This is a genomic window from Bacillus sp. FSL R5-0560, from assembly GCF_037966305.1.
GTDB lineage: Bacteria > Bacillota > Bacilli > Bacillales > Bacillaceae > Bacillus > Bacillus mojavensis.
In genome coordinates, this window is the sequence record NZ_CP150195.1 from 600909 (window position 1) to 613697 (window position 12789).

General features: G+C 43.4%; 10 protein-coding genes, 2 pseudogenes and 1 riboswitch. Of the genes and pseudogenes, 6 read left to right on the plus strand and 6 right to left on the minus strand.

Annotated elements, in window-relative coordinates; all coding sequences use genetic code 11:
* The first annotated feature begins 112 nt into the window (after positions 1–112).
* Positions 113–787 (plus strand): GntR family transcriptional regulator, encoded by a 675-nt coding sequence (locus NST56_RS03100; RefSeq protein WP_339179887.1) that lies wholly within the window; start codon positions 113–115, stop codon positions 785–787.
* Between the two features lie 138 nt (positions 788–925).
* Positions 926–2188, plus strand: a complete 1263-nt coding sequence (locus tag NST56_RS03105) for a glycoside hydrolase family 18 protein (RefSeq protein ID WP_339179889.1) — start codon at positions 926–928, stop codon at positions 2186–2188.
* A gap of 22 nt (positions 2189–2210) precedes the next feature.
* Here the strand turns inward: NST56_RS03105 and NST56_RS03110 are convergent, their stop codons facing one another.
* A complete protein-coding gene (locus tag NST56_RS03110) occupies positions 2211–2351 on the minus strand; it encodes a hypothetical protein (protein ID WP_268504030.1) in 141 nt (46 codons plus the stop codon).
* A gap of 129 nt (positions 2352–2480) precedes the next feature.
* Between NST56_RS03110 and NST56_RS03115 the strand changes: the two genes are divergently transcribed.
* Together NST56_RS03115 and NST56_RS03120 are read left to right on the plus strand one after the other, a co-directional pair.
* Positions 2481–3665 carry a macrolide family glycosyltransferase gene (locus tag NST56_RS03115; protein ID WP_339179893.1) on the plus strand — a complete coding sequence of 395 codons (1185 nt, stop codon included), beginning with the start codon at positions 2481–2483 and terminating at the stop codon, positions 3663–3665.
* A 364-nt stretch (positions 3666–4029) separates the two neighbouring features.
* Complete coding sequence (locus NST56_RS03120; protein ID WP_339179896.1) at positions 4030–5484, plus strand: collagen-like protein; 1455 nt, start codon at positions 4030–4032, stop codon at positions 5482–5484.
* A 312-nt stretch (positions 5485–5796) separates the two neighbouring features.
* On the opposite strand, the gene NST56_RS03125 is transcribed toward NST56_RS03120, so the two are convergent.
* From NST56_RS03125 to NST56_RS03140, 4 genes and pseudogenes are all read right to left on the minus strand, one after another.
* On the minus strand, positions 5797–6504 hold the full coding sequence (locus tag NST56_RS03125; protein ID WP_339182058.1) for a DUF4352 domain-containing protein: 708 nt from the start codon (positions 6502–6504) through the stop codon (positions 5797–5799).
* Between the two features lie 64 nt (positions 6505–6568).
* A complete protein-coding gene (phoB, locus tag NST56_RS03130) occupies positions 6569–7957 on the minus strand; it encodes an alkaline phosphatase PhoB (RefSeq protein ID WP_339179899.1) in 1389 nt (462 codons plus the stop codon).
* 551 nt (positions 7958–8508) lie between these two features.
* A pseudogene (locus NST56_RS03135) lies at positions 8509–8992 on the minus strand (DUF4944 domain-containing protein).
* A gap of 19 nt (positions 8993–9011) precedes the next feature.
* Positions 9012–9481: pseudogene (locus NST56_RS03140) on the minus strand (GNAT family N-acetyltransferase).
* A gap of 71 nt (positions 9482–9552) precedes the next feature.
* Between NST56_RS03140 and NST56_RS03145 the strand changes: the two are divergent.
* Positions 9553–10530 carry an HD domain-containing protein gene (locus NST56_RS03145; RefSeq protein WP_339179901.1) on the plus strand — a complete coding sequence of 326 codons (978 nt, stop codon included), beginning with the start codon at positions 9553–9555 and terminating at the stop codon, positions 10528–10530.
* Positions 10531–10726: 196 nt separating this feature from the next.
* Positions 10727–11293, plus strand: a complete 567-nt coding sequence (locus NST56_RS03150; RefSeq protein ID WP_339179904.1) for a YdhK family protein — start codon at positions 10727–10729, stop codon at positions 11291–11293.
* A gap of 16 nt (positions 11294–11309) precedes the next feature.
* On the opposite strand, the gene pbuE is transcribed toward NST56_RS03150, so the two are convergent.
* Positions 11310–12476: a purine transporter PbuE gene (gene pbuE, locus NST56_RS03155; protein ID WP_168747066.1), complete on the minus strand. Its 1167-nt coding sequence runs from the start codon at positions 12474–12476 to the stop codon at positions 11310–11312.
* Positions 12477–12530: 54 nt separating this feature from the next.
* A riboswitch (purine riboswitch) is annotated at positions 12531–12630 on the minus strand.
* Positions 12631–12789: the final 159 nt, after the last annotated feature.

A 12789-nucleotide genomic window follows, 5' to 3' on the forward strand; every position in this document is an offset into this window, starting at 1 on the left:
TACCGCAAATTTGGGGATTTGACAAGGCAGTTTGTTGCTTCCCTTTATTATCTGTTATATGATTTTGATGAAGAACAGACCCCTGAATCTATTCAAAAGAGGTATTATGTATATGGATGAATTTAAATTAGACAAGCCGACTCCTTATTACCTGCAATTTTATTTCCAGCTGAAAAAAATGATTTTTAACGGAACTTTTAAGCCGGGGGAACGGATCAATGAAACACAGCTGGCTAAAAGTTTCGGCGTCAGCCGCTCTCCGATACGGGAAGCTATGCGGCTGCTTGAGAAAGACGGCTTGTTACGGGCAGATGACCGGAATGGATTTTCAATCGCTTCTTTAACAGCTAAAGATGTAGATGAAATTTATAAAATCAGAATTCCTCTCGAGCTGCTTGCTGTCGAATTGGTAATAGACAAAGCGAATGACGAAGAGCTTCAAACGCTTGAAACACAGCTTGAAGAAACAGAAAACGCGATTCGTAACGGAGCGGAAGAAACTGAAATGATCAGCTTAAACCAAAAGTTTCATCAGCTGCTTGTCGATTTTAGCCATAACAGACATTTGAAAAATTTGCTTGAGCATGTAAATGATCTGATTCATTTTTGCAGAATCCTTAATTATAAAGGGGACAACCGCCCTGAAACGATCCTGCGTGAACACCGCAGCATATTTGAAGAAGTCAAAAAGAGAAACAAAGAAGCAGCCAAAGAATATATGATGGCTCATTTCAATCATGACTCAGAACATTTGAAGCGTGTGCTTGAAGAAGGAAAAGAAAATTAAATGACATGTACGGATACCAAGGAAGAGTCCTTGGTATTTTTTATTGCTCTCATCCACTTAATAAATCGCAAATCATATATAAGGAAGCCCATTAATAAGATTCTATGATGATTGACTAACGAATAATGGGGGTTAGACATGTTTATCCATATCGTCCGGCCGGGTGATTCTTTGTTTTCCATAGGCAGAAGATACGGTGCTTCTGTTGATCAAATACGGGGTGTGAATGGGTTAGAAGAAACGAATATTGTGCCGGGGCAGGCTCTGCTTATCCCTCTTTATGTATATACAGTACAGCCGGACGACACGCTCGCAGCTATTGCGGCAAAAGCGTTTGTTCCAGCAGAACGGCTAAGAGCCGCAAATCCCGCTATAAACCCAAATGCCTTGCAAGCAGGAATGAGACTAACGATCCCCAATATCTCAAACTATATTGCGGGAACGTTAAGCTTTTACGTGCTCCGTAATCCGGAGCTTGATCGCGATTTAATCAATGATTACGCACCGTATTCGTCTTCGATTTCCATTTTCGAATACCATATTGCGCCTAATGGCGACATTGCAAACCAATTGAATGACGCAGCCGCTATTGAAACCACATGGAGAAGACGAGTGACGCCGCTTGCAACAATAACAAATTTAACCTCAGCAGGCTTCAGCACGGAACTCGTACGCCAAGTGTTAAACAATCCAACTGCGAGAACCAATCTGGTTAACAATATTTATAACTTGGTATCCACAAGGGGATATGGCGGCGTGATGATCGATTTTGAAAAAGTGAGCGCCGCAGACCGGGATCTGTTCACAGGATTTTTGCGTCAGCTCAGAGATCGTCTGCAGCCGGGTGGCTATGTGCTGACCATAGCTGTTCCGGCAAAAACAAGTGATGATATTTCATGGCTGAGGGGCTATGATTACGGAGGGATCGGAGCGGTCGTCAATTATATGTTTATCATGGCGTATGACTGGCATCATGCGGGAAGCGAGCCGGGGCCTGTTGCGCCGATTACTGAAATAAGAAGAACAATTGAATTTGCGATTGCCCAGGTGCCGCGGAGAAAAATCATCATCGGTGTCCCGCTCTACGGCTACAATTGGATCATCCCTTACCAGCCGGGAACAGTGGCTTCAGCTATTTCAAATCAAAAATCAATTGAAACAGCGATGAGGTACCAAGCACCCATTCAGTATTCAAACGAATATCAATCGCCATTTTTTCGCTACAGAGATGAGCAGGGACGGACGCATGAAGTATGGTTTGAAGATGTCAGGAGCATGAGCCAAAAGATGCTGATCGTCCGAGAATATGGATTACAAGCCATTGGCGCCTGGCAGTTAACACTCGGATTCACACCAGCACCGTGGCTTCTGCGTAAATTTTTTACGATCAGAAAAGTGTAAAGGCACCGAACACGGTGTCTTTTTAGTGATGTTTTAAGCTGCTTCGTGCAGCTCTGAGTACCGGATAGATTGTCAGTTCACTGACGCTGGCGATATCCTTAATCGTAACAGATTGAAAGCCATAAAACCGCATCAGCCTAAAGTGGCAGAATAATTCGTGCATTTGTCACTTGCATGGCGTCGGTCTCCCCAATTATGATCGATAGTGATAACTAATATCAGTCTAATCAGGCACAAATTGCATATCGTCTTATGAAAGCTTACGGAATACGAGTGAGAGGAAGTTGTCAGAATGAAAAAAGTATTAATCCTAAATTTTCCTGCAGAAGGCCACGTAAATCCTACATTAGGCATTACGAAAGCCTTTGCCGATCGAGGATACGATGTCCACTATATCTCCACTGAAAGGTATAAAGAAAGATTAGAAGCGGTAGGAGCGACTGTCCACCTTCATCAGGATTTGCTGAGGACAGTTCCCGTTCGTACAGGTTCCCCTGACGGTATTCTCTCCTTCTTAAAAATTCATATAAAGACATCTCTGACCATATTAAATATCGTGAAAGAACTGTCAAAAAGCATTCAGTTTGATTTTGTTTATTATGATAAATTCGGTGCGGGAGAGCTGGTCAGAGATTATCTCAACATCCCGGGCATCTCTTCATCTGCTTCCTTTTTATTCGATGAAGAGCATTTGAAGATATTGCCTCTGCATCCGGATTCAGAAGTGCCTTTACAATTGGATAAAGAGTGTGAAGATCTATTATTAGAGATGAAACAAAATTACGGTGTATCACCTGAAAATATGGTTCAATTCATGAATAATAAAGGTGGCCTAAATGTAGTGTACACAAGCCGATATTTTCAGCCGGAAAGCCATCGTTTCGGCAATGAGTTTCTATTTATCGGTCCAAGCTTTCCAAAGAGAGCGGAAAAAACTGATTTCCCGATTGAGAAATTGAAAGGTGAGAAAGTTATCTATATTTCAATGGGGACGGTATTAGACGAAACTGAGGAGTTTTTCAACTTATGTATAGATGCCTTTTCTGATGTCAGGGGCAAGGTCGTGATAGCTGCGGGAGAAAAAGCTGATCTGACAAGATTAAAGCAAGCGCCGGAAAACTTTATCATTGCTTCATATGTGCCTCAATTGGAAGTGCTGGAACAATCAGACGTTTTCATCACTCATGGGGGAATGAACAGTGTAAATGAAGGCATTCACTTTAACGTTCCTTTAGTTGTAATGCCGCACGATAAGGACCAGCCAATGGTGGCCCAGCGACTGACTGAATTACAAGCCGGTTATACAGTATCTAAAGACCATGTAACCGCGCAGTCTTTAAAACATGCAGTGGAAGAAGTGTTGAATAACGACCGATACAAGGAAGGGATTCAAAAAATCAATCAAAGCTTTCAGGGTTGCATGAATATGGAAGAGGTAATGGAGCAGATCGATCAATTTATAGATCAGAGAAAATAAACAGCAAAAATAAGAAAAAGAGTGAGATTTATATGTTCTCACTCTTTTTTCATTTAGGGTCTTGCTGGCATTGCAGAAATAACCGGAGTCAATTTGCGGATCAACGGTTTTGTCAAGAGGATTATAGATGTAAGGGTTCATTTTCTGAGGGCGATGGAGCAGGAGAAATACTTTCGTATTCATTCACACTCAACGTCATTTTTCATATTATGAATAAGTGTATGGTAAATACAGTTATAAAAGGATGTGAATAGAAAATATGTCTCGAAAACCGTCACATAGATGCCCTTACTGTGGATCTAACTCTTCAAGCCCCAGTTGTAGAGTAGGCCCTAAAAAAAATCCTGAGCCTAAACATTCATGTATGTGCTGCTGTTGTGTAAGGGGAGCAAGAGGGCCGCAGGGACCACGTGGATTACGCGGTATACCAGGCAGTATTGGAGCCACCGGACCACCAGGACCGCCAGGACCACCAGGGCCACCGGGGCTGCCAGGGCTGCCCGGAGCTACAGGGGCCACAGGACCACCAGGACTGGCCGGGGCTACGGGAGCCACCGGACCACCAGGGCCGGCCGGAGCAACAGGAGTCACGGGAGCCACAGGAGCAACCGGGGACGCCGGACCAGCCGGAGCCACCGGAGCGACGGGAGCCACAGGAGCAACCGGGGACGCCGGACCAGCCGGAGCCACCGGAGCGACGGGAGCCACAGGAGACGCCGGACCGGCCGGAGCTACAGGAGCGACGGGAGCCACAGGAGACGCCGGACCGGCCGGAGCCACAGGAGCGACGGGAGCCACAGGAGCCACAGGAGACGCCGGACCAGCCGGAGCCACGGGAGCCACAGGAGCAACTGGGGACGCCGGACCAGCCGGAGCCACGGGAGCCACAGGAGCAACCGGGGACGCCGGACCAGCCGGAGCCACAGGAGCGACGGGAGCCACAGGAGCAACCGGTGACGTCGGACCAGCCGGAGCGACGGGAGCAACGGGAGCCACAGGAGCAACCGGTGACGCCGGACCAGCCGGAGCAACGGGAGTCACCGGAGCCACAGGAGACGCCGGAGCAACGGGAGCCACAGGAGCGACGGGAGCCACAGGAGCGACGGGAGCCACAGGAGACGCCGGACCAGCCGGAGCCACAGGAGCGACGGGAGCCACAGGAGCAACCGGTGACGCCGGACCAGCCGGAGCCACGGGAGCAACGGGAGCCACAGGAGCAACCGGTGACGCCGGACCAACCGGAGCCACAGGAGCGACGGGAGCCACAGGAGCGACGGGAGCCACAGGAGCAACTGGGGACGCCGGACCAGCCGGAGCCACGGGAGCCACAGGAGCAACCGGTGACGTCGGACCAGCCGGAGCCACCGGAGCCACGGGAGCCACAGGAGCAACCGGCACAGGAGCAGCTGGGTTATCCGAATACGGGTATATTTATAACTTTAGTGCTCAAACAGTAGCTATAGAGGCTGATGTCATTTTTGATTCAACAGGGATAACCACCCCTGGAATTACACATGCCCCCGGGACTTCTCAAATTGCAATTACCACTCCGGGAGACTATGAGGTCACTTTTTCTGTTTCGGGAGTAGAGCCTAACCAATTTACATTATTTTTAAATGGTGCACCGATTACGAATACAGTCTACGGTTCAGGTGCAGGTACTCAGCAAAACAACGGCCAGGCTATTATAGCCATAGCAGCCGGCGATGTCCTCACTCTTCGAAATCATACGTCCGCTGCCGCAGTGACTCTGCAGACTTTGGCGGGAGGGACACAAACTAACGTAAACGCTTCAATTGTAATTAAAAAATTAGATTAACAATTAGCACTGTGTCATGAACAAACAAAAGTACTCTATTGATCTTACTAGTACTTAATCGTTCAACAGTGCTTTTTTTGACCTGATTTAAGTTGACCATACAAACGCTCCAGTTTCTTTTTACCTCAGGTGTATGCGGAAAAGAGACAAATACGAAATTCATAGCTCACTGAACGACTTTTATCACGATAGGAAAGAAAAAGAAGTTCGATTTACTCTATCTTTTTTAGTGATAACTGGATATCAAATGGGCATACAAGGTGACAGCTTAACTTCACCAATAAAAAAACCTTCCGTGTTGGAAGGCAATCGTTAAAATTCAATTTTGATCTTTTGAGAATCACTGATTTTCTTATGGTTTTGGTCAAAAACGTCACTTGTTGTGATTTCAATCCACTTGATCTCTTTTTTCTTCTTATCAGCTGATGGTTCATCGTGAGCATGGCCACTTGCTGCGTTTACAATAAAGCCGAGATTGCCGGATTTTTCGGCGCCGGCTTCTAATTCACCATTCAACTCTTCTAGGTAAATATCTTTGTTCCAATCAAAGGTTTCTCCTGTATTTGTTTTCATCAATGCAACCGGGGCAAAATTCACTTTCTCGGAAGATGTGTTCTTGATATCAACGAAAACTTTAACGAAATCAAACTCTTCATCGTGTGTTAATACATGAAAATAATCAATCATGCTGTAATCCGGACGTAAGTGGATCAGCTTCATTTCTTTTATTGTTAACTCTACGTTTCCAATCTTATAAGTTTGATTGACTTGTTTGATATCTTTTAAGACGGCTTCTCCTTTGTCATCAGAAAACGTTTGATTGACCTTCAGCAATGACCGGTCATCTGTTACCTGTGCATTAGGCTGATACTCATCTATACTGTCTTTTTGAGACGAAGTGCTTTGCGGTGTGGCTTTTGCTGTTTGCTCTCCGGCTGTATTTTGTTTTTCTGAATTGACGTTTGAGGAACAGCCCGCAAGTATGACGATAAAAAATAAGATCGATAGAGTCTTTTTCATCATAAGTCCTCCATTAAAAAGAGAGCCCGTTCCTTATACAAGCAACGGGCCACCTTGTATTCTCTTACTTATCTTTAATTTTAATGTTGTATTGTAAAGCATCGAAAACATTTTTGGCGATTTCGGTATTATCGATTTGGCCGGAAAACTTTTCACTGGATGGTCCGTACGCATAGACAGGAACATCCTCGCCGGTATGTCCGCCTGTTGTCCATCCTGTGTGGGAGCGTTTATTGAAAATCTCCTCAATCGCATTATCAATATCAAGGACTTCCTTCGATTTTGCCGCGTTTTCAACAGATTGAATTTCAGATGAAGTTAAAGCTAATTTCTTTTGGTCAATATACGTTTTTAAAGTTTTTTCAACATCTGCGCCGTCGGCGATTTTTTCTGCCATAAAGTCAGGGGTGCGCTTTGCCGCTTTAATTGGTTCACTGAACCAGTTGTAAATGCCGTCCGCACCGATGGAATATCCGCCGGTTGAATGGTCAGCCGTTGCGACAACCAAAGTATGCTTGTCTTTTTTGGCGAAATCAATTGCCGCCTTGTAGGCTTGTTCGAAATCTTCCATCTCACTCATGGCGCCGACAATATCATTGTCATGCCCGGCCCAGTCAATCTGGCTTCCTTCAACCATGAGGAAGAAACCGTCTTTGTCCTTGCTTAATTTTTTGAGGGCTGTGTTGGTCATGTCTTTTAATGAAGGAATATCCTTCGTGCGGTCGATCTTTTTAGGCAGGCCGCCGTCAGCGAATAGGCCGAGAACTTGGCTGTCCTTGTTTTTCAGCATGTCCTTGCGGTTATCCACATAGCTGTATCCCGCTTTTTTGAATTCCTTTACCAAATTACGGTCCTTGCGGTCAAAATTGCTTTTTCCACCGCCTAGAAGGACATCAATTTTGTGCTTGCCGTTCACCATTTCATCAAAATAGTCGTTTGCAATAGAATTCATATTTTTCCGGCTGTGATCATGCGAGCCGAAAGAAGCCGGAGTGGCGTGTGTAATTTCTGAAGTGGCGACAAGCCCGGTTGATTTTCCTTTTTCTTTTGCTGCTTCAAGAACTGTTTTGACCTCTGAACCGTCATTATCCACAGCAATTGCATTATTATATGTTTTAATCCCAGCTGACATAGCCGTTGCGGCGGAAGCAGAATCCGTTACATTTTGTTCAGGGTCTTCAGGATACGTGGTCTGCTGTCCGACAAGGTATTGGTCAAAAGTCGTAGGCTCTACAACCTTTGTCTTTTTATTATCCTTTAAGTAACGGTGAGCGGACGTATAAGACACACCCATCCCATCACCGATCAAGACGATGACATTCTTAATTTCGTTTTGATTCCCCTTTTTCTTTTCCTGGGCGCTGGCTTCAGATACGCTGCCGCTGACTAGGCTGCTGAACGCAATAGATGATAACACCGCAATAGGCAGCAGCTTCTTCGGGAATTTTTTCAACTGAATAACCTCCTAAAAATATGATCCTCAATGACAAACCCATTATATTTTTAAAGTGTTAAGCTAGTATTAATCGTTTTTAAAGATTGAATTTACAAGATGACTAACTATGGTGATGGTGGAAAAGGGAATTGTAAGAAGTTGATTATTGTTTATCAATTGGAAAGCCAAAAAGGAATTTGAGACAGGTTCTTTCTATTTTTCTTCTTCCCTTGATTTTGAGTGAACTGTTTTTAATTCAGAGAGGATTAATTAGATGCTTTCGATTAGCGCGGTTTCGCAAAAGTATGGAATGATTTGTATACAATAAGATATTTCGAGAAAATCGTTTTTATACGGAAGGAGTCATTTCTGCCGAAAAAATAAAACTGAATACCTATTATTTGTATTTGAAAGAGGATGGAAACAGCCAATGAGACGTTTGAAAGTGTACTCGATGCAACTGCCTTCCCTGATTTTACAGGTGCTTTCTTAGCCCTAGCTAAATATATTGTTGACTATTTTTAACCAGCAACCATTACGGCTCAGGCTGGACTCCGGATTGTGAATCTTTAATGATGAAATAAAGTTTTTTCATCAAGCGAAAATACGGTATCAAAATGTTGCTTACCCTGCTTCCATATCACTTCAACAGTGAGGTCATGCCCTTTAAGCTCAATTTCATCTAGGTGTGCCTAAAAGAGATTGACTTCTCTTTTGGGCTTCCGTCACGAAAACTGCCGCCGGAAAAATCTCTTACCGGTGTTTCTGTATTAGAATGGAGCAGCACCTCATCATCTTTCTTCACAATGAGCGATTCCAAATATGTGTTATCTGCTTTAGCTTGATCACTAATCCAATAAAGATTGCCGATGTATTCAATTGGTGCTTCTTCGTTCTTAGTAAAAACAGCCTCCAATGTTTGTCCTTGCTTTCTCCTAGGTAATTTGAGTATTCTAATCTGGTGATGAATGAATTGATAGGCAAAATATATCACGCAAAAAGCGCATAATATGAAACCGTAAAAATGAGCGGGTATTTATAATGATGAAACATAAAAAACTCCTATCCTAAATCAATTTCCTTTGAAAAAAAGATTTTTATCCCGAATCAAAATCCCCGTTTTCAGCTTTTTCGGGAATTTCTGGTTTAATCCGCCTTGCTTTTTCAACTGTGTTTTGAAACAATGCGGTGAATTGATAGCCTCGCTTTTGGTAAAATGCCATCGCGTGTATGTTATCATTTGTTGTGATGAGCTTTATCTGTTTACACAGCCATTGCTTGGCTGTTTCTTCAGCCTTTCTCAGCAAAGCTGTGCAATTTCTTTCTTTTCAATCAGTCTAATGAAAAAATATTGCAGCCTTTTCCATTTGTGATGTATGTAATCAACCAATGATGTACCATCCTCATCTAAAGCATCATAACTGTCCAATTCATTTCATTGAAATGTATCGCTGGACATTTTCATCTGAGGCGTACCCCAATGCGCGGCAAAGAAATCAGTCCTATTTGCTTGGCTAATTCTTTACTTGGGATGATCTTCAACTTGACCTCTTTCTTTTGTTTACTAACAATATATAAAATGGAAAGAGGAAAATAGATGTTGAGGTGATAGTATGGAAATAAACGATGTGCTATACGGCAGGCATCAAATAGACGGAGTACTGGAAGAACTCATAAAAAGCGCACCCGTGCAGAGATTAAAAGGGGTTTATCAAGGCGGCGCCAGCTTTTTAGTCAATCCAAAGTGGAATGTGACCCGGTATGAGCACTCCATTGGCGTTATGCTTCTAATCAAAAGGCTGGGGGGAACCATAGAAGAGCAGATCTCCGGTCTTCTCCATGATGTGTCGCACACAGCATTTTCTCATGTAATTGATTTTGTATTTGAAAATGAAGCGGAAGATTATCATGAAAACATTTTTCAACAAGTCATTGACCAATCCGAGATCCCGGAAATTCTAAAAAAACATGGTTATGATGCTGACGATCTTTTATTAAATGATACAAGATGGACACTGCTCGAACAGCCCGCACCGGAGCTGTGTGCTGATCGCATCGACTACACGCTGCGTGACATGTATCAATATGGACAGATCACGCTGCGTGAAGCTGAAATCTTTTTGGACCATCTCGTTGTGAGAAACGGAAGGGTGTTTCCAGATGGTATCGAAACAGCTGAATGGTTTGTGCGAGTGTATTACAAGGAAGTGATTGATTTCTTTATGAACCCAGTGAATGTATATGGGTATGAATACTTAGCGCAAACGCTGAAGGCTGCGCTGAAGCACAATGTCATTGCCGCCGAAGATTTGTTGAAAACAGACCAAGAGGTAGTAGGCATCCTGCATTCATCAGAGAATGACGAAGTACTGAGACTGCTTGAAAAAATACATCCTCACATATTAGTAAAAGAGGATGACATTCATTATGATTTTCATCGAAAAACGAAAATGCGTCTCATCGACCCTACTATTTTCTTTCATAATGAATGGATCACATCCTCATCAGTATCTGAACATATCAGAAAAATGGGAGAGGCCGCTTATCGGAAAGCCAAAAAAGGAGTGTATGTCAAAGTAATCGAAAACTAACCGAAGCCGCGCAACCGCGGCTTTTATCCAGCGCGTTTTATTCTGCGGATCACGGGGAATAGGACAAACAGCAGCATATGTTATGAGAATATTAGCGCATTTACATACCTTTCGGGGGTATCGTATTCTTGAAAAGAACATGTATGACAGGCAGATGTGAAGGTTCACACCAAAAATGAAGCAAAGGAGAATGAACATGAAGATTTCGAAAAAGACACTTGGAATTTTACTGCTGTCTCTTATTTTCGTTTTATCAGCATGCGGCAATAGCGATAGCAAAAAAGAAAGCACTCATGACAGTCATTCGGACTCCGGCTCACACGAAGAAATGGATCATTCCGGATCTGCTGAAGTTCCAGAGGGATTAACGGAATCGACACATCCTAAATATAAAATAGGCAGCCAGGTCATCATCAATGCCTCTCATATGAAAGGGATGAAGGGCGCCGAAGCAACAGTTACAGGCGCATACGATACAACGGCATATATTGTTTCTTACACACCGACAACCGGAGGACAGCGAGTTGATCATCACAAATGGGTGATCCAAGAAGAGATAAAAGATGCAGGAGATAAACCCCTCAATCCCGGAGATCAGGTACTCTTAGAGGCCTCTCACATGAAAGGCATGAAGGGAGCAACTGCTGAAATCGACTCTGCAGAAAAAACAACGGGATACATGGTGGACTATACATCGACAACAAGCGGAGAAAAAGTAAAAAATCATAAGTGGGTAACTGAAGACGAGCTTTCAGCTAAATAATAAAAAAATCCTCCCTTTACAAGGAGGATTTTTTTACGGTATGAACAGGTCTTGTTAAAGAAAATAAAGCAAACAGAACGGCGATCACAACAATCGATCCTCCACACCAAGCTGTTGACACAACAGTCCCCGTCTGATCCAATACAACACCGCCAATGGCTGAACCAAGGGCAATCCCGATTTGTAACGCAGACGTATTAAAGCTTTGCTGAATGTCAGACGTGTCCGGTGCAATCTCAATTAAGTAGCTTTGCTGTGCGGGAGCCAGACTCCAGCTCAGCAATCCCCAAATGACCATAACAGGCAAAAAGAAAATCATAGACGACGTTGACAGCGGCAATAAGAACATAATGATGGCGAAGGAACCGGTCACCAGCAAGATGCTCTTAAAGGAACCGAGCCGGTCAGAAAGCGCTCCTCCAAAAGGACCTCCGCACACGGCAGATATTCCAAATAGGAAATAACAAATGCTGACCCAAAAAGAGCTTAGATGGAGAGTCGTCTCTAAAAACGGGGCAAAATAAGCATATAAAGTGTAGTGCCCCGCTAATGTAAACATCGTCACAAGGTGCGAGCTGGCGATTTTAGCATTGGCGATTGTTTTCATCTGATCCCGGAATGGAATCATTTTCTCCGTCGGTATCTTCTCAAAAAAGATCGAAATAATCAACATAGAGATAAGCGCCAGAAGTCCGATTCCAAGGAACAAAATGCGCCATCCGAAGGAATTGCTGATCAATATGCCAAGCGGCACACCTAATGCGATGGCAGAACTGAATCCCATAAAAATGATGCCAATTGCGCGGGCTCTGTATTCAGGCGCCACAATTTTCGGCGCAATCGTCAAGGAAAGCACAACAATCAGCCCTGTACTCATCGCCGCCAATACCCTTGATACCATCAGCATCGCAAAATTAGGGCTGAAGTAGGCGACAAGGTTACTCAAAAAGAAAACAAATAACGCAATTAAATATAAACGCTTCCGTTCAACCTTCGCGGTCAATGCCAAAAGCAGCGGCCCTGAAACAGCATATCCCAGCGCAAACACACTGATCAGCTGTCCGGCCGAAACAATGGAAATGTGTAAATCATTTGCGATTTGAGGAAGAATCCCACCCACAATTAACTCAACCAATCCAACTGCAATCGTAGAAGCTGCAAGCAGAAAAACTTTAAAATTCATAACAAACTCCTTTACTTCAATTTTTTAACAAATAAAAAAATCCTGATTACAAAAAAAGTGATAAACAATTTTTGTAATCAGGATTTTACGGTTCCTGGTAGACACCCTCAATCCATATCATTGAGGTTATACAAGTAAAAATAGCTATTTATTTGATTTAGTTTCTGAGGATGAGTTTAACATATTGTGAGCGAATCTTCCATAGAAAAATTTGATAAATAGTTGAACGAAAAATAATATGAATATATTTATTATATAAAAGTATAGACATTTAAAATTAATTGACTATAATGAATTTTGTAAGCGTTTTACA